The sequence below is a fragment of the Dysgonomonas sp. PF1-14 genome, assembly GCF_029892965.1.
Lineage (GTDB): Bacteria > Bacteroidota > Bacteroidia > Bacteroidales > Dysgonomonadaceae > Dysgonomonas.
The window spans coordinates 236,996-256,552 of the sequence record NZ_JARXWN010000002.1; the positions used below are offsets into that span (position 1 = coordinate 236,996).

17 protein-coding genes are annotated in these 19,557 nt (G+C 36.3%); 1 reads left to right on the top strand and 16 read right to left on the bottom strand.

Features of this window, described 5'->3' with window-relative positions; translation table 11 throughout:
- Positions 1 to 17: 17 nt before the first annotated feature.
- The 7 genes from M2448_RS03375 to M2448_RS03405 form a co-directional block, all read right to left on the bottom strand.
- Complete coding sequence (locus M2448_RS03375) at positions 18 to 386, bottom strand: hypothetical protein (RefSeq protein ID WP_280644873.1); 369 nt, start codon at positions 384 to 386, stop codon at positions 18 to 20.
- 704 nt (positions 387 to 1,090) lie between these two features.
- A complete protein-coding gene (locus tag M2448_RS03380; protein WP_280644875.1) occupies positions 1,091 to 2,218 on the bottom strand; it encodes a glycosyltransferase in 1,128 nt (375 codons plus the stop codon).
- Positions 2,218 to 3,669, bottom strand: coding sequence for a lipopolysaccharide biosynthesis protein (locus M2448_RS03385; RefSeq protein ID WP_280644876.1), 1,452 nt, complete (start codon positions 3,667 to 3,669; stop codon positions 2,218 to 2,220). The genes M2448_RS03380 and M2448_RS03385 overlap by 1 nt, the downstream gene beginning before the upstream one ends.
- Positions 3,660 to 4,901 (bottom strand): nucleotide sugar dehydrogenase, encoded by a 1,242-nt coding sequence (locus M2448_RS03390; protein ID WP_280644877.1) that lies wholly within the window; start codon positions 4,899 to 4,901, stop codon positions 3,660 to 3,662. Before M2448_RS03390 ends, M2448_RS03385 begins: the two co-directional genes overlap by 10 nt.
- Entirely contained in the window at positions 4,902 to 5,906 is a 1,005-nt protein-coding gene (locus M2448_RS03395) for an SDR family oxidoreductase (protein ID WP_280645049.1), read from the bottom strand.
- The gene (locus M2448_RS03400; RefSeq protein ID WP_280644878.1) at positions 5,869 to 8,187 is read right to left on the bottom strand and encodes a polysaccharide biosynthesis tyrosine autokinase; all 2,319 of its coding nucleotides are present in this window, start codon (positions 8,185 to 8,187) and stop codon (positions 5,869 to 5,871) included. Before M2448_RS03400 ends, M2448_RS03395 begins: the two co-directional genes overlap by 38 nt.
- Before the next feature lie 8 nt (positions 8,188 to 8,195).
- Positions 8,196 to 9,023 (bottom strand): polysaccharide biosynthesis/export family protein, encoded by an 828-nt coding sequence (locus M2448_RS03405; RefSeq protein ID WP_280644879.1) that lies wholly within the window; start codon positions 9,021 to 9,023, stop codon positions 8,196 to 8,198.
- A gap of 425 nt (positions 9,024 to 9,448) precedes the next feature.
- On the opposite strand from M2448_RS03405, the gene M2448_RS03410 reads away from it, so the two are divergent.
- Entirely contained in the window at positions 9,449 to 10,120 is a 672-nt protein-coding gene (locus M2448_RS03410) for an OmpA family protein (RefSeq protein ID WP_280644880.1), read from the top strand.
- Between the two features lie 57 nt (positions 10,121 to 10,177).
- Here the strand turns inward: M2448_RS03410 and M2448_RS03415 are convergent, their stop codons facing one another.
- The 9 genes from M2448_RS03415 to M2448_RS03455 all read right to left on the bottom strand — a co-directional run bounded on the left by M2448_RS03415 (position 10,178) and on the right by M2448_RS03455 (position 19,555).
- Entirely contained in the window at positions 10,178 to 11,104 is a 927-nt protein-coding gene (locus M2448_RS03415; RefSeq protein WP_280644881.1) for a putative 2-dehydropantoate 2-reductase, read from the bottom strand.
- A gap of 91 nt (positions 11,105 to 11,195) precedes the next feature.
- Positions 11,196 to 11,951: a succinate dehydrogenase/fumarate reductase iron-sulfur subunit gene (locus tag M2448_RS03420; RefSeq protein ID WP_280644882.1), complete on the bottom strand. Its 756-nt coding sequence runs from the start codon at positions 11,949 to 11,951 to the stop codon at positions 11,196 to 11,198.
- 115 nt (positions 11,952 to 12,066) lie between these two features.
- Positions 12,067 to 12,354 (bottom strand): four helix bundle protein, encoded by a 288-nt coding sequence (locus M2448_RS03425; RefSeq protein ID WP_280644883.1) that lies wholly within the window; start codon positions 12,352 to 12,354, stop codon positions 12,067 to 12,069.
- Positions 12,355 to 12,422: 68 nt separating this feature from the next.
- On the bottom strand, positions 12,423 to 14,396 hold the full coding sequence (locus M2448_RS03430) for a fumarate reductase/succinate dehydrogenase flavoprotein subunit (protein ID WP_280644884.1): 1,974 nt from the start codon (positions 14,394 to 14,396) through the stop codon (positions 12,423 to 12,425).
- A gap of 48 nt (positions 14,397 to 14,444) precedes the next feature.
- Positions 14,445 to 15,146: a succinate dehydrogenase cytochrome b subunit gene (locus M2448_RS03435; RefSeq protein ID WP_280644885.1), complete on the bottom strand. Its 702-nt coding sequence runs from the start codon at positions 15,144 to 15,146 to the stop codon at positions 14,445 to 14,447.
- Between the two features lie 828 nt (positions 15,147 to 15,974).
- Positions 15,975 to 17,039 (bottom strand): glycosyltransferase family 1 protein, encoded by a 1,065-nt coding sequence (locus M2448_RS03440; RefSeq protein WP_280644886.1) that lies wholly within the window; start codon positions 17,037 to 17,039, stop codon positions 15,975 to 15,977.
- 101 nt (positions 17,040 to 17,140) lie between these two features.
- On the bottom strand, positions 17,141 to 17,977 hold the full coding sequence (locus tag M2448_RS03445) for a hypothetical protein (RefSeq protein ID WP_280644887.1): 837 nt from the start codon (positions 17,975 to 17,977) through the stop codon (positions 17,141 to 17,143).
- Positions 17,978 to 17,982: 5 nt separating this feature from the next.
- A complete protein-coding gene (locus tag M2448_RS03450) occupies positions 17,983 to 19,011 on the bottom strand; it encodes a dehydrogenase (RefSeq protein WP_280644888.1) in 1,029 nt (342 codons plus the stop codon).
- A complete protein-coding gene (locus M2448_RS03455) occupies positions 19,001 to 19,555 on the bottom strand; it encodes an HAD-IIIA family hydrolase (protein WP_280644889.1) in 555 nt (184 codons plus the stop codon). Before M2448_RS03455 ends, M2448_RS03450 begins: the two co-directional genes overlap by 11 nt.
- Positions 19,556 to 19,557: the final 2 nt, after the last annotated feature.

Below are 19,557 nucleotides of genomic sequence, written 5' to 3' on the forward strand. Positions count from 1 at the left end.
CATTGTCAGGAATATCTTTAATACAAACAGCTCCTCCCCCCAATAACCACATTATTACCTATTCTAATCTTACCAATTAGAACAGCATTCGCGTATATAGTCACATTATCTCCAATAATAGGATATGATTCTTGCTTCGAGACAATTGATACATTTTGATATATAGCACAATTTTCTCCTAAAACGACACCTCTTCCTATTACTATTCCTATAGGGTGGGGTAAAATAGTTTTTTTTCTACCAATATAGTTTATTCCTTTTGTTATACAACAGGATCTAACAGGCTTTAAAGATGAATAATACTTTAAAGAAAAGAAATATTCTTTTAAAATATAAGGGAGCCTTATAAAGAATAAACTTATTATTTTTCTAATTATTATAAACATATTTCTTAGTTATAAATAATATAAAGAATCTTTCTGTAAAAGAATCATGAAATACTCAATAAAATACATTTGTTTTTTGTGTATATAGTTCCATTTTTCACCCTCCGCAATTCTTTTAAATTTAACATTACAATATAGCTTCTGTAAAATATAAACTAAATACATTTTTTCCCGTTTTAATAATAAAAGATTTATATCAAGATATAGACCCAAACGAGATTGCATAAATTCTTATTTAGGTAGATCTATATTAGATAGGCTCTTCTCATGAACTCTATAACCAACAAGAATTTCCTTCAAAAAAAATATCCTATATCCATTTTCGACAAACCGAAACCATAATTGACCATCATCTGCCATTTTATATTTCTCATTGCATCCTCCTAGATTAATGAATATTGATTTATTTATAAATACTGCAGGTGCTGCTATTGTCGCACCAGATAATAAATATGGCTTCTTAACGAATAATCGACCATTACAAAACTTAATTTTGGATGCGAAACAACCTGAAAAAAAGATATCTTTTAAATAAACGTATCGAACATAGCACCAATTAAAAGTGACAATATAATATTTACCTAATAGAAATGCGAGTTTAATCATAATTTAAGATTATAAAAAAATAACTTTGGAAGAATACAACATCTTCAAGTTGTCCATATACAACAAATTTAAACTATAATATTTATATTCAAATTAAATCATCGTTTTGCATGATGAGTTTCTATTAAATTTTGATATAATTCATTTATTTTAGAAATATAAATATCTGCAGTATATTCATTCATAGCTCTTTTCTTTCCATTTTCTCCTAGCGCAAGTCTTAATTCTAAATCTTTAATAAGAATTTCTAATTTTTCAGCAAGTATTTCTGGATTATTTGGTAGGACAAGAAAACCCGTTTCACCATCAATAACTATTGATTTTAATCCTCCAACAGCAGTTGCAACAACGGGTAATCCATTTAGCATGGCCTCTGCGGCAACCAAGCCAAAACCTTCGTGTTGTGAAGCTATGCAATAAATGTCCATTAATTTATAATATAATGCTGTATCATATTGATATCCAACCATGATTATTTTATCTGAAATGCCTAGTTCTTCTGCTGTCTGTATAATCGTTTGCTTATCGGGGCCATCACCAACAATAAGCAATTTTATATTTGAATAATCTTTTAATATAGAAAAAGCCTTTACTATATCTGTAAATTTCTTAACATCATCATGTAGACGTCCCACACTACCTACAATAATTTCATTAGGCATGATATTTAATTTCTTTCTTGCAAGATCTATTTCGTCACTTGTTACTATGCGAGGATATTCAACGCCATTATTTATAAGCTGAATTTTCTTTTGAGGTATTTTAGCTATCTTCCTTAGATATTCTTCTGTGCCTGGAGATATTGCAACTACTTTCTGAGCCACCAAGCAAAGCAACCACAGTAAAAAACTTGCCTTCTTAGACCTGTTTTGAGGATCTGATGTTTCTTCTGCAATAATAATAGGAACTTTTTTGATAAATCCACAGACACAAGCCATAATTACACCTTCAAAAACAGCTCCATGAATTATATCTGGTTTATATTCATTAATAATATCTATGACTTTCCGATATTGTTTTATATCAAAAACTCCATTAAATGATCCTATTGATATAATCTCAACACCCTCTTTCGCAAAATCTTCAATTATTATTCCTGCCTTATGTGTACATATTATTTTTTGTTCATATCTATTTTTATCCAAATATTTAGCCAAAAGTAAGCGTAGTTTCTCAACGCCTCCTGATGCTATTGTTTCTTGAATATGTAGTATTTTTAATTTCATTATGTCTTTGCAATTTTTTTTAATATTATATCTCGTATCTCAATGAAAAGATTCTTTTTAAAAAAGAAACTTAATGATGCATATATTGAAAAACTAATTATCCCACAAATCAGGATATTAACAAAATGTTGAATTTTATAAAAGGAAATAATATTGTGTAAAATATAGATAAGAATGCCTGTAATACAAGATATAGCGAGAATAGGAATAATATCTTGTATCTGTTTCAATAATGAATAATTTAATATTCTACCTGCATAATAGGAATTAAATAATAATGAAATTATTTCACAAATAACCTTAGCCCAAAGAAAGATAATTATACCAAAATTTATTGATAAAAATATGGAAATAATTGTTATTATTTTATTAAATGTTTCCAGTTTTAAAAAAAGGCTACCGTGTCCTTTTGTTTTTAGAATATTTAAACTCGTATTTTTCAATGGGCTAATTATGCCTATGATACATAGTATTTGAAGATATGGGGTTGCATCAACCCATTTATCAGTGTATAAAAAAATCAATATGGATTTTGCCAAGACTAGCATAAATATCAAAATAGGGGTTAGTATAAAATAGGAATATATTATATTCTTTTTATAGGCCTCTCTTAATCTAAGTAAATCTTCTTGTATAGAAGAGAATAATGGGAATGAGATCACATTAATTGACCCATAAATATTAGCTACAGGAACCTGCTTTAATGTCTCTGATTGTGTATAGTAGGCAACTTGTGTAGGAGTATAGAATTTACCAATAAAAAAAGGATAAAGGTTTACGAAAATAACATTAAAAATCTCATTAATAGCTAATTTAGATCCAAAATTGAAATGATATTTAAACTTCTTTTTATCAAAAACCAAAGATGGACGCCATTTATTATGTATCCATAATTGAACTGAATAAAAAAAAGATTTAGCAACCCCACTCCAAACTAGAGCCCAAACTCCATAACCCAACAGAGCAAAAACAATACCCACTATCCCACTTAAGATTGAAGATGGCAGGCTAATATAAAACTGGGTTTTAAAGCGCATTTCTTTTATTAGCATTACATTTTGAATTGCTGTAAAAGCTGTAAAAATAAATGAAATACTATATACTCGAATAATTATAATTAAAATATCATGTCCTAAAAAAGAGGCAATAAAAGGAGCTAAAGCATAAGATAACAGATAAACACCAACACTGGCAATTATGTTAAAATAAAATACTGTTGACAGATCTGCTTGATCCACAAACTGACTTCTTATTAAGGAAGCACTAAAACCAGCATCTAACAATACATTTCCAATACCAATGAAGACATATATCATCCCTATTAGCCCAAAATCTTCTGGGAGAATAATTCTAGCTAAAACAATTGTTGTAAGAAAAGATACACCTTGAGTCGCTACTTTTTGTATAAAAAGCCAAGAGACTCCTGATATTGCTTTTTCCTTTAATGACATTTATTTAAATTATAAGATATTGTTGCCCCCTGAAACAATCCTTCAAACTCCGCATGATTCACAGCCAATACCACAGCATCGAACTTTCCTTCAGGTAATTCCGTTAAGATATCCAACCCATATTCATGTTTTACTTCTTCAGGATTTGCCCATGGATCATAGATTGTTACATTAGTATCGTATTCCTTCAATTCTCTTATAACATCTACAACTTTAGTATTACGCACATCCGGACAATTTTCTTTGAACGTAATACCAAGTACAAGTATATTCGATCCTTTGACTTGAATACCCTGTTTTATCATCTTTTTGATTACCTCACTGGCAACATATTCCCCCATACTGTCGTTCATACGACGACCTGCGAGAATTATTTCGGGATGATACCCATATTCTTGGGCCTTCTGAGCTAGGTAATAAGGGTCGACACCAATACAGTGTCCGCCGACTAGACCAGGTTTAAAATGCAAAAAATTCCACTTTGTCCCAGCAGCTTCTAATACAGCATTTGTATCGATATTCATTCGGTCAAATATCTTTTTCAATTCGTTTACGAAAGCAATATTTATATCACGTTGAGAATTTTCTATAACTTTTGCAGCTTCAGCAACTTTGATTGTCGGAGCCAAATGTGTTCCTGCCGAAATGACTGAAGAATACAGTTCATTGACTTTCTTTCCAATCTCAGGCGTAGAGCCTGAAGTCACTTTCTTTATCTTTTCTACGGTGTGCTCTTTATCTCCGGGATTTATTCTTTCCGGAGAATACCCGGCATAGAAATCAATATTGAATTTCAATCCTGAAACTTTTTCTACTACTGGAATACAATCATCTTCTGTTGCTCCCGGATAGACAGTGGACTCATAGATAACAATATCTCCTCTATTTATTACTTTTCCTACCGTTTCGCTCGCTTTATACAAAGGAGTAAGGTCTGGACGATTATTCTTGTCTACCGGAGTAGGAACTGTGACCACATAATAGTTGCAATCTTTTATGTCCTCCGAATTAAAAGAGCAAAATAACCCTATAGCATCATCTGCCCTCTTTTTTAGGACAGATTGAAGAAGACCAGATTCTACTTCTAATGTATGGTCTGTGCCAGACATCAATTCATTTACTCGGTTTTTGTTAACATCAAACCCTACGACTGAATATTTAGTCGCAAACAATCTGGCTAAAGGTAATCCTACATACCCTAGACCAATAATAGCAATTTTCGTCTTATTCATTTATTTTAAATTTTCCCAATACCATTCTACGGCTTCTCTTAAACCTTCTCTCATATTATAATGTGGATTATAGCCCAACAAAGACTTTGCTTTGTCAATACTTGCTAAAGAATGAGGGATATCTCCTGATCGATTTGGTCCGTATTCAATTTTCACATCCGCTATTAAGGGATCATATTCACTTAAATATTCCTTGAGATAACCGACAAGTTGGTTCAGAGTTGTTCTTTCTCCGAAAGCCGTATTATACACCGTATTTAATGCAGCCTTATTTGTTGTGGTTAGAGCCAATATATTCATCTGAACCACATTTTTTATATATGTAAAGTCTCTGGAATTCTCTCCATCTCCATTAATAATAGGAGATTCGTGGTTCATAAATTTCTTTACAAATAATGGAATTACAGCAGCATATACTCCATAAGGATCCTGACGCTGGCCAAAGACATTAAAGTATCTAAGTCCGATACACTCAATGCCATATGTTCGCGAAAAAACATCAGCATAGAGTTCATTCACATACTTTGTTATTGCATATGGAGACAGTGGCTTTCCTATTACGTCTTCTACTTTTGGCAATGACGCTGAATCTCCATACGTAGACGAACTGGCTGCATATATAAAACGCTTAACGTTAGCATCTTTAGCTGCAACCAACATATTCAAAAATCCGGAAACATTGACATCATTACTCGTAATAGGATCTTTTATAGAGCGAGGAACCGAACCTAAAGCAGCTTCATGTAGAATATAATCAACACCGCTTACTGCTTTATGGCAATCATCAATATTACGGATATCGCCAACGATCAACTTAAATCTTTCATTATCAAATAATGGTAGAATATTCTCCATCTTACCTGTAGAAAAGTTATCAAAACATATAACTTTACAGTTATGCTTCAATAATTCTTCACAGAGATTTGATCCGATAAAACCGGCACCACCTGTAACTAGTATTGTAGTATTATTTAGACTTTGATTCATATCCATAGGCTTTTCCATATCCATATTTATAGTTATTATCGAGTACAGAATCATTCAAAACCAGATACATATTAACCAGTTTTCCCTCTTCCTTCTGCATATTTATAAAATTTGCCGCACCTTTTGGTGTTACTCCTTCACGTACAACATACAGAGTTATATCTGCATAGTCATTTAATAGGTATGTATCTGAAACCAATCCGACCGGCGCTGTATCAATTACTATATAATCATATTCTTTTTTGGCTTCAGAAAACAAAGCACTTAATCGAGGGCTCATTAACAACTCGTTCGGATTTGGAGGGATAGTACCTGCATACATCACTTTCAGATTATTATCTAATCCCGATTCTTGAATATAATTCGACCATGAATCGTCACCAATCAAATAATCACTCAAGCCTCTTTTGTTATTTAAGTTTATATAATCCTTTAGCTTTGGATTCCGTATATCTCCCCCTATTAGAAGAACTTTCTTTCCTGATAAGGCAAAACTCATAGACAAATTAACACTAATAAAAGTTTTCCCTTCTCCCATAGTAGTAGAGGTGACAAGAATTAATTGATTTGTATGATGTTTAAATATAAATCTCACATTATTCCTTAATGAGCGGAACATTTCTGCAATCCCTGTATTATATCCTGGACGGATCACAATCTGATCCTTGACCTCATTCTTAGCTATTTGCCCTATAATAGAGACATCTGATAGTTTTGTCAACTCATTTCGGCTTCTAATCTGAGTTTTAAACAGATTGAGTGTATATATTACAGCTATAGGAAGTAATAATCCGAAAACAAAAGCACCTAGAATAATTATTTGTGCTTGAGGCGCAATTGAAGATATATTAGTTTGAGGCGATACAATAATACGGGCCTTATTTGCTGTGGAAGCAATGGTGAGATTCGTCTCTTCTCTTTTTTGCATAAGGAATAAGAACAGATTTTCCTTTATACGTTGTTCTCTAACCTTTTCTATCAATCCCCTCTCTTGCTGAGGAACAGACAGGACTCTCGATTTTGTTGAGTAAGACTGTCTTAATAGGTCTTGTCTGGAAACATTATATGTCTGTTTTACATTATTCAACGAACCGGATATGCTACTGCGCTGATTATCCAAATCTTCAGTAATTCTTATCCGAACTGGATTCTCTTCCCCCATTCCTTTAAGCTGAACTTCCGAATTTAGCAATTTTTCGTTGTAACCACTTATTATCTGGCTCAGTCCTATATCTGAAATACCAATATTAGGAATAACCGAATATTTATTTTTAGGATCATTTACGAAACGTTCAATTAAATTGATTACATTTAGCTGAGTTTCTATTTCCATTATTTTTTGCTCGTTCAAACCAGTTTGTTGTACATAAAGTTGAGATTCTGTACTCAAATCTGTAATTTGATTTTTCTGTTTAAAATCTACAACATTTTCTTCAGCATCACTTAATTCAGCTGAAATTTCTTTAAGACGATCATTAATAAAAATAGCTGTATTATATGCTATTTCATTTTTCACATTAACATCCATCTCATTATACTGCTTTACCAACTCTCTCAGAATCGCCTTCCCTTTATCTGTATTATGACAAAGTAAACTGATGTTTATAACAGACGATGCCTTACTAGTCGAAGATATAGATAAATCACCACAAAGAGATAATACCCTCGAAGAGATATCTTTTATAGAAACATAATATTTTTCATCGTCAACAACCTTCTCTGTTTGACTGATAATCAACTCTATTTTTTCATCCAATCGTACTTTAATAGGTAATCGCTCCGCTGTTTCATTGATTTCATTACCATTATATACCCCTTCTATTATATACTCATTACTCTCCTTAGATATTGAAAATTCAATACTTCTATCCTTATCTGGGGAAACAAGATCTACGCGAAAAGGAAAACTTTCATAAATCTCCGTCTTTCGCAGCCCTTTTTTTATATAGAATTCTATATGGAGATTAAGGGAATCTACGACCGATCGCATCAAATCCGGTGAAGAAAGAATAGCGATTTCATTATCTATGTTATTAGTTGTAGATAAAAGGCCTAACGATTCTAAATCTAATCCAGTTTCACTCTTTCCCGATCCACCGCCTTTGCTCTCATTCAACAATATCGACAGAGATGGTTTGTATTGCTTTTGTGTGGATAGTACAATGATCGTCCCAATTATTAAACAGAGAACAACAGATATTATAAACCATTTCCAGTGACGTAAGTAATCATAAAGGATATCAGTTATAGATTTTATCTCATTAGCTTTCTTCCAGCTATCATTATTTATCTTCTCCATTTTATAGCTTAACGAGTTGCGATTGCAATTATTGAGATTAAAATTGAAAGTGCAGATAAACCAATCGTTTCAAATGTTCCGAAACGGGAATTATTTCCTTTGGCTTTATTTGTCTCAACATAGAGTTTATCATTCTGCTGCATATAGAACAAATTTCTATTCTGGATAATATCTTTATCCTGTATATCAATCCTGTGCGTAGCAACATCACCGTTATCTTGTATTCTGACAAGCAATACATTATTCCTCTTTCCATAAACGGTCATATCCCCCGCAGCAGCAAGAGCATCTAATATAGTCATCTGACCATTAACAGATTTATAGATACCCGGTTTGGCAACTTCGCCTAACACCGATACCTCAAAATTAGTAAACCTTATATTTACAATAGGTTTTTCGGCGATATATCGTGGGTATATCAAGGATACAATATAGTATTGGGCTTCCTTTACTGTCATACCGCCCAATTTCAATTCACCCAAAAGAGGAAAATTTATTCGACCATCTCTATCGACCAAATAGTTCTGCAAATTTCCGGAAGTACCGGTAGAAGTAGAGGTTGATATAGAACCATCTGAACTTCCCGTCCCTGCTGGCATATTAAAACTTGATGCCGCACCTGGAACAGTTGAATTTACAGTAATACTTATTATATCATTAGGCATAATACATGGCTCATGAGGTATAGCTAACCCTGTTAATGTATCTGAAAGTGATACTCCTGCATCTTTCAAATAAGGTAATTGTTTATATCCATTACATGAATTAAAAATAATTACTGAGAATAATACTAACGATACGTTAAGGATCCTACACAAAGAACTTCTATTTTTCATCCACACTACAATATTTTATTGACCCATTATCTTCTTCGGGTGCAAAGGTAATCCAAATTTACAAACCACAGAACAAATGTAAAGATATTATTGATCAATATAGATAATATCTAAAACACACAGCAGTGATTAATAACATTTTATAAAGCCATCATGTTTTGAGAGCATATCATTTTTAACACAAAATCATCTATTTATTAATTTTTCACTTTAGATTTCCATTTGATATATTCTACAACTATCCGCCACATTTTACTTACATTCACCACTTTCCTCGCTATCCTAAACAAAGAAAACCTAAAGATTTAAGGTGAAAAATGAAATCTTTTCATAAAAATGAAAAATAATCTAATAATATTGTATAAATTTGTACTCTAAATTAGTAAGTAAAATAGGTTTTACCTTAACACTATATTATTTTTATTATGAAAATAAAATTTTTATTACTACCAATCCTCTTAGGAGTATTGACTATTTCATTAAATGCACAAGACAGAAAATCGACAAAAGATACTGATCCTTGTAATTGTGGTTCTATAAGAGACTCTGTTTTACTACAACTTAACAGTGGTGAAGAAGTTATCGTAGTAAAAAGAAGTGCGCAACAACTAAGCGTTGCCCAATCTGAGATGGCCAAACGCAGAAAGTACTTTGATTGTCCAGACATTTTGGCTCCGGAACCAAGACCTGAAACTCCCAAAATAGATGAGCCGGTTCAAAAGCCGATTGAAGTAAAACCTGAGATAAAAGAAATTACAGGACAAGGATTCTTCTTACCTGACCCTGTATTCTTCCGCATCAATAAATCAGTTATAGATCAGCCTGAATGGGAAAAGATAGAAAAAGCTGTTACTTACCTGAATGAAAATCCGAATGCGACTTGTGTTGTTACAGGATATGCCGATAAGAAAACAGGTAACTCTGCTATCAACCTGAGACTATCGAAACAACGCTCAGAAGCTGTGGCAAAAGCAATGGAGACTAAATACGGAATTGCTAAAAACAGATTATCTGTAAACTGGAAAGGAGACGGACTTCAGCCATTCAAACTTGAAAATGATAAGAACCGTGCCGTACTATTCTTAATCAATCCATAAAGAAAAGATTTGACCATAATATAGAGATGAAAAAGAGAGGAAATTTTCCTCTCTTTTCTATTTAATATACTGGCTTTGTATAAACCTCAATTGCTTTTCGAGCATCGATACTCTTACCATATCAAACCCACTCTTTCGGGCTTGCTCTATCGGACGTGAATATATATACTCTATTTCCAGCGGGCGCTTATTATCGTAATCTAGTTTCATACTAGGTGAATACGGGACCATATGGCGGGTCATTTCTAAAATGCTATCAGCATAACTATCAGGGATAGTAAATCTACCATCAGCTACACTATTAGCCCCTCCTATAACCTCCAGCATTATTTCATGAAGGAGTATTTCCATATCCGGATTACTCATCAACTGATCGGTAGAAGCATTCATCACAACGGTCATTCCATTGTAGGGAATATTCCATACTAACTTCATCCACCTTGCTTTATCCAGTTGAAGCACCTGCACCTCAACTCCGGCCTGTATAAAGTCCTTACTGATCTGCTCCAACAGCCTCTCGTCAGCACACGAATATGAGCCCAGATTTAACCGTCCTTCATCGAAATGTCCGATGTGCCCCTCTCCTACTTTCGAAGAACAAATAAACGCCAATCCTCCGGCTATAGATAAATCCGGAAAGTCTTTATGTAGATCAACCTCTAAGCCCAAACCGTTCTGAATAAGTACAACAACTGTATCCTTATGTAATAATGGAGGGAGCAAATCCTTTAATAGATAATTATTCGTAGACTTAAGGCAAACCAGCACCACATCACACTTAGGCATATCCATTGCAGCCTTATAAGTATTGACAACCGGCAGATAGAAATCTCCATCTACCGAATCAACCCGCAATCCATACTGCTTCACATACTCATAATCTGAATGGAAGAGGAAATGCACTTCCTGTCCCGAATTAGCTAACCGTCCGCCATAGTATCCACCTATAGCACCTGTACCTATTACTGCGTATTTTAATGACATAATATATACTTTTTGCTACAAAGATAAACATATACAAACAAAAAGCGACCATCTCTTGATAGTCGCTTTCATATATCTAATACATAGTGTATTAATCTTTAAATTTCGCTTTTAGGAACTCGCGGTTCATACGTGCGATATTGCTGATCGATACGTTCTTAGGACATTGTACTTCACATGCCTGTGTGTTTGTACAGTTCCCGAAGCCTAATTCATCCATTTTTGAAACCATTGCTTTAGCACGACGCGAAGCCTCTATTCGTCCTTGCGGCAACAGTGCCAATTGGCTTACCTTTGCCGAAACGAACAACATAGCCGATCCGTTCTTACAAGCTGCAACACAAGCACCGCAACCAATACAAGAAGCGGCATCCATAGCCTCATCAGCATCTGTTTTCGGAATCGGAATTGCATTAGCATCAGGGATACCTCCAGTGTTTACACTCACATAACCACCAGCCTGCATGATTTTATCAAATGCGTTACGGTCAACCATCAGGTCGCGTATAACAGGGAATCCGTGAGAGCGCCAAGGCTCTATTGTAATAGTTTCACCATCCTTAAATTTACGCATATGCAGCTGGCAAGTCGTAATATCTTCGTCCGGACCATGCGGGTGACCATTAATATACAAGCTACACATACCGCAGATACCTTCGCGGCAGTCATGATCGAATACTACAGGTTCTTTACCGTCATTGATCAGCTTTTCATTCAATATATCGAGCATTTCAAGGAAAGAACTTTCAGTAGAAATGCCATCAAGTTTATGGGTTTCAAAAGCTCCTTTTACTTGCGGGCCTCTTTGACGCCAAACTTTTAATGTTATATTTATTAATTTTTCCATTTTGTTTTAAAGTTTTAAAGTTTTTAGTTTACTAGTTTACTAGTCTTCAATAAGCTCTTCTTTCATTGATTTAATCAAGGCTTTCAGCATTTTTTTGATCTCTATCAATAATGAATTAATCTCTATTATCTTCGCATAAGAAACCAAGTTCTTTGGATATAATCATTTGAGTATCTAATTCTATAGCAGAACCTAATGCTATATGTATAAATCGTTTACAATCTTTTTTAGAACCTCTTCCAAAACCTTCCGCTATATTAGACGGAATCGAAATAACAGCTCTTTTTATTTGAGAAACCAATCCAAATATTTCCTCTTTTGGATATGATTGTACTCCTTCATAAACCAGTTTCACAAGGTCTATACTCTTTTGCCATACAATCAAATTTTTATGAGAATCCATTTGTTTTCTTTCTCTTGTAAACTAATTTCTCTAGTACACTAGTATACTTATAACTAGTACACTAAAAATTACGCTTTATAGTTTCTTTGTTGTCTTACCACAAACTCGTAGTCAAGAGGCTCTTTTATCAGTTCAGGGGCTTCGTTGTCTCCAGTATACTTCCAGCATCCGACATATGAGTAATGCTCATCATCGCGCATAGCCTCACCTTCCGGAGTCTGATACTCTTCACGGAAGTGTCCACCACACGACTCGTTACGGTTTAGTCCGTCATAAGCCATCAATAAACCTATCTCTATAAAGTCTGATAAACGGAGTGCTTTTTCCAATTCGGTATTCAGATCCGTAGCCTCTCCCGGAATACGAACGTTTGTCCAGAATTCTTTTTTCACAGCCTTGATTTCTTCAATGGCTTTCTCCAAAGATTCCTTTGTACGTGCCATACCCACAAAGTCCCACATGATAATACCAAGTTGCTTATGAATAGAGTCTACCGAACGGTTACCCTTAATATTCATCAGTTTGGCAACTTTTTCTTTTAGTTCATTTTCAGTTTGAGCAAACTCAGGAAGATCGGTACTGAAACGCGGTACAGAAATCTGGTCAGCCAGATAATTCTGTATAGTGTAAGGCAACACGAAATATCCGTCAGCAAGCCCCTGCATCAGAGCAGATGCGCCAAGGCGGTTAGCTCCATGATCTGAGAAGTTAGCTTCACCAAGAGCAAACAGTCCTTTGATAGAAGTCATCAGCTCATAGTCTACCCAGATACCACCCATTGTATAGTGGATAGCAGGATAGATCATCATCGGAGTTTCATACGGATTGTCATCCACAATCTTATCGTACATCTGGAACAAGTTACCGTATTTAGCTTCTACCACATCACGTCCGAGACGTTTGATAGCATCGCTGAAATCAAGATAAACAGCTAGGCCTGTAGAACCTACACCATAGCCTGCATCGCATCTTTCTTTAGCTGCACGCGAAGCAACATCACGAGGAACAAGGTTACCGAATGCCGGATAACGTCTTTCCAGATAGTAATCTCTGTCTTCTTCTTTTATTTGAGTCGGTTTCAGCTTTCCGGCACGGATAGCTTCCGAATCTTCTATCTTTTTAGGTACCCAGATACGTCCGTCGTTACGAAGTGACTCCGACATCAGAGTCAGTTTCGATTGGAACTCGCCATGTACAGGAATACATGTAGGGTGAATCTGAGCAAAACAAGGATTCGCAAAATATGCGCCTTTCTTATAAGCCTGAATTGCGGCCGAACCGTTCGATCCCATTGCATTGGTAGAAAGGAAGAAGGCATTTCCATATCCACCTGTAGCAATAACTACAGCATGAGCTGCAAAACGCTCAAGGTGGCCTGTTACAAGGTTACGGGCAATAATACCACGCGCACGTTCTTCGCCGTTATCGTCTTTTACAAGAACGACATCAAGCATTTCGTAGCGTGTATAAAGCTTCACACTCTTTTTCTGCACCTGACGGCTAAGTGCTGAATAAGCTCCGAGCAGCAATTGCTGTCCTGTCTGCCCTTTAGCATAGAATGTACGCGACACCTGCGCACCACCGAACGAGCGGTTATCGAGCAAGCCTCCGTATTCGCGAGCAAAGGGTACTCCCTGAGCCACACACTGGTCGATGATACTATTCGCCACTTCAGCCAGACGATATACGTTAGCTTCACGTGCGCGGTAGTCACCACCTTTGATTGTATCGTAGAAAAGACGATAGACAGAGTCACCGTCGTTCTGGTAATTCTTTGCTGCATTTATACCGCCCTGTGCTGCAATAGAGTGCGCGCGACGGGGAGAATCCTGAATACAGAAGTTTAGGACATTGAACCCCATCTCACCCAGAGATGCAGCCGCCGATGCTCCTGCAAGGCCCGTACCTACCACAATAATGTCGAGGCGACGCTTATTGGCAGGGTTCACCAGCTTCTGGTGAGCCTTATAGTTGGTCCATTTTTCCGCCAATGGCCCCTCAGGTATTTTTGAATCTTTTTTTGGATCTAGTATAGTACTCATAATCTGTTTTTCTTTAATCTTTAACAAAAATAATCTGTGTCTGCTTCCTTATGCTCCAAGACAGAAATAGTGCCTTGCATAGAAGTAGATGGTTACAAAAGCAAATGCCAGACAAATAACAGTAGCAACTACCTGTCCAATCACTTTCCAGCGATTCATCCATATTGTGTTATTCCATCCGATAGTTTGGATAGCACTCCAGAAACCGTGAGATAAGTGGAACCACAGTGCCACATACCAAACCAGATAGGCTATAACAACCCATGTCTGACTGAAATAATACTTAATGAAAGCTGCTCCATCTTGTGGAGAAACCACAGCACCGCCTAACGCAACTTCGTGATGTCCCATCAGCTCCACAAACATCATCTTATACCAAAACTGGCTAAAGTGAAGGAACATGAATCCGATAACGATAACCCCCAATACAAACATGTTCTGGGAAGCCCATTCTACGTTTTTCGGGCGAACATTCACTGCATAGCTGTCATTACCACGAGCTTTGCGGTTTTGCAGTGTCAGTATCAGTGCGTAAATAAAATGGATAGCGACCAATGCTCCCAAAGCGATAGTACCCGCTACAGCATACCAGTTAGCTCCCAACAGGGAACAGATAGTATTGTAAGCGTCCTCCGAAAACACAGCCGTTACATTCATTGCCGCGTGAAACAGCAAAAACAAGATAAGAGCGATACCCGTAACGCTCATTATCAGCTTCTTACCAATAGAAGACTTTAGTAACCAACTCATAAATTAAAATTGTTTTTAGTTATATTGAATAGTTAATTTCCAGTTGATAAATCTGATCATTTATAGAAAAAGAACATGTTCAATCATTTTTTTCTATACTCATGCAAAAATAGATTAAATAAAGGGATTTTCAAAGGAAATAGAATGCGTTTTTGATTAAAAATCAAAATGATTTGTTAACCTGTGAACATATTTTATGTCCTTTATTTACTCTTTTATCCGATTATTGTAAAAAACCTTAAATATAAGACAACTGAGTCACTTTTTGCTCTCGCTTCCGCTATTGCAACAGCAAATTGTTAAAAAGAAAACTTCCCTGATATTTGCTAAAAGGTAACAACCAACGGTCACAGGAGCGAAGTCTATGTAAAAGTGACACTTTTTCAAATAATTTTTCTTTGCGTTTTCGCGTCTTTGCGTGAAATAATTTTAACGTGAGTTCGAAATAATAGCATCTAAATATCAGCTAGTTATACATTTTCTTTGTGAGCCTTGTGTAAAACCTTGTGCTCTTTGTGGTTAAATCTTATTTCTTTTACCACAAAGGACACAAAGAAAAACCACAAAGGGCACGAAGTTTACATCATATATTTTGGAAAACAATTGATTACATACTATTTTTATATCGAACTCACGTTAATTTTAACTAAAACCTCACAAAAATTACACTTTCCTTTATTTCTTCAAAGATCACTAACCCTTGTTAACTGTCGAGTGATCACTGTTAACTGAATATGCCTTAAAGATAATTCCAAGCAAAACTCACAAAATAAATAAGCCGGATATATTTTGATATATCCGGCTTATTATGTTTATAATAGGTTCTGTTTATTGCATATATTTTTGAGCTAATTCGTAAACCTGTTTTGCCGACTTCTCCCACGAATATTTCTTAATCTGCTCCAGACCTTTTACACGCAAATCTTGCTGCAATGATTCATCGGCAAGCAACTGGTTTATTTTCATTGCCATATCACCCACATCATACGGGTCAATGTACAACGCCGCACCCTCACTCACTTCGCGCAGGGCGGGAATATCGGAATTTATAGCCGGACAACCGTAGGTCATCGATTCGAGCGGTGGCAAGCCGAAACCTTCATACAATGACGGGTAAACGGACAGAATAGCATTCTGATACATTTTCTGCAACGCATCGTCTGAGATATAGCCCGGAAGGAATACATTCTCTCCTATCAGCTTTTGCAGATCGGGGGTATTGAATGCCTTAAATGACATACCGATAATGTACAACTTTACCGATTTATCCTCTATCTTGTTAAACGCTGCTACAAGCCGCTCAAAGTTCTTTCGGGGATCCATTGACGAAACGGCTATTACGTATCGGTCTCCGGACGGATTGTGCCGATAATTCAATATTTCTTCATCAGATGGTTTATTGTGGAAAGGCACATTGCTATGCACTACATGTATCTTAGCCGCATCCAACCCTAGTGTATCTACTATCTCACGCTTGGAAAACTCGCTTACGGTAAGTATTGCATGTGCCTTACGCCCGATACGTGGCATCATATAATGATAGAAGCGATAATAATTCTTCGAAAACCATTGTGGATAACGCTCATGCGAAACATCGTGAATAGTCATTATCTGATTATTGTAGTTCAATGGTCCACATCCGGTAAAGCTTATGAGTAAGGGACTCCCTATTTTTTTCAGATAGCGGGGCAATGATACCTGTTCCCACAAATGGGTATTGAGTGAACCGCACTTGACCGTTTTAAAGTCAAATGTATAATCGGGATGTATTTCCTGCGGTACAGCCACATGAAAGTCTACACCCATTTCGTGCAACTTATTGCATATTTCGAAAGCATAGCGGTGCACTCCCGTAGCCTTCTGTGTCAGATACCTTCCGTTTACAACAAACATAGTTTTAGTGAATTATGAGTTATGAATTATGAGTTATAAATTACAAAGCAATCGGCAAATCAATTACGGAACAACAGCCGTTAATTCATAATTTATAATTTCTAATTCATAATTTCTTTGTACGTCTTTTTCCCATACCAGCTTCTCTTTACAAAGCATTTGGTGAGGCCTATCCAGAATCTCATCTTGAAACGGTTCCATGCTTTACAACCCGCTTTCGCTTCAGGGAAATAATCGTGATCGGCTAATATGTTGAAATAATATTTCTTTTTCTGTATTCCTTCTTTCAGGTATTCGATGTGATGTGTCACCGTTTTCGATTTCGGGAACACATAGAAACGTCCTTCTTTTATATTAGGAACGTAAGGATAAGCATATTTTATATAACTGGGTACATGCACAGGCATATTTTCAGTTATCCAGATATATCCGGCATTGGTATCGCGCAGGAAATTAGAGATATGGCATTCGGGGAAAAGCTCAAAATCAAATATTCCCGGATTTTCTCTTATATATTTTGTCTTGATAATAGCAAAATCGGTAGCCAGAGCATAATATTTATCGTACCAGTCGGCGCTAGACCATACTGCACCTGAGTTTTCTGATAACAAACGGGTGTACTTGGTCAACAATTTATCACCATACAGCCATGTATCAGCTTCCAGAATCAGTGTATAATCGCAATCTTCGGGAATATATTTAGCCCCCTCCAGCAGCAACTGTGAATTACCTTTACGGTGTCCGGCATTCTCTTCGAGAACCACCAGTTTATCTATCAGAGGTAGCGACTCCGGTGATACTTCATAACCCTTCGTCAAGCCATTGCTGACTACAATTATATAATAATCATTATCTTTCCATGTATCTGAGATTATCTGGAGATTATATTTCAAATCTTCAATCCTATCGTATACACGTATAAGTATAGCAATCTTCATTTCGTCTATTTTGTATGCCAGGTTTCCAAGCCTTTTTTAGTGAATGAGTATGGCTGAACCTTTCCGCCGAGTTTTTCTAAAGCTTTTGCTACTTCAAACCTGCTATTACCCGGACAATAGAAGAATACATATCCGCCACCGCCGGCTCCTGATATCTTACCCCCCGAAGAGCCTGCCGACATTGCTGTTTCGTACAATTCTTCGAAAAAGGGTGTAGAGATACCGTCTGCCATCTCACGCTTGTAGTTCCAGCCGCGATGCAGGATATGCCCTATTTCATCCAGATTATTTTTCAGTATTGCTTCTTTTATTTCGTAAGCCTGATTTTTTATCTGGTGCATGGCTTCTATCGACTTCGACTTTTGCTCTTTTACATTCTTTTGCTGCTTGGCAATAATGTCGCCTGAGTTACGGCTCGAATTTGTATAATAAAGCAGCAGATTATTAGACAACTCATTGATAATTTCGTTACGCACACGTAACGGATTCACAATGACTTTGTCGTCTGCATAGAATTCCATAAAGTTGAAACCACCGAAGGCGGCCGAATACTGGTCTTGCTTTCCACCTGCTTGCATGAGGTCTACGCGTTCGATAAGATATGCCAGATATGCCAGATCGTATTCACCTAATGGCAATGACAGCCACTCGGTATATGCTCCCAATATAGCTACAGCCAATGTGGATGATGTACCCAATCCTGAACCGAAAGGCACTTCCAGTGCACAAGTAAGTGTAAAAGACAATGGTTTGTTAGCATAATCCTTTACAATGCGGTTATATATCCCCTTCATCAAATCGGCCTTATCGTTCAGTATAGGAAGTTCTATAGCCGAATCGAATATATATTCTTCACCCGTCTGAGGTATGCGGAATACTATCTTGTTATCATCGCGGGGTTCTATATTTGCAAAAGCATACAGACTGATAGTTGCATTAAGGATACATCCTCCATACAAATCGGAATACGGAGATACATCCGTACCCCCCCCTGCCAGTCCTAAACGAAAAGGTGCTTTACTTCTAACAATCATCGTTATTCTTGATTTTTAAAGACAGTGCAAACTTATATAAATTTTCGTAGTGCGCATCGGCAATCGTGTAAATATCATTATCGCGTGAATATTTGTCGCCGACCAATACAGTGTACATACCCAGTTTTTTACCGAACAATATATCCGATTTGCTGTTGCCCACCATTATGCTTTCGGCAAATACAATCTCGGGATAATCTTCTAAAGCTCTGAAAGCCATGCCGACATTCGGTTTCCGGTTTATAGAGGTGGAAGCGGTATCGGTACAATAATATATCTGCGATATCTTTCCTCCATCTGCGGCAATCTCTGACAGCATATGTGAATGAACAGCCTGCAATGCTTCCTCTGTCATTACTCCACGCCCTACACCACGCTGGTTTGTTATCACGAAAATCTTATCAAAGAGTGTTGATAATATCGCTATCGCATCCAAAGCTTTTTCCTCAAAGACAAATTCCCGAACTGATTTCACATAATCGTCGGGACGTTCTATATTTATCACCCCGTCTCTGTCGAGAAAGAGATATTTATATTGTTTCATAC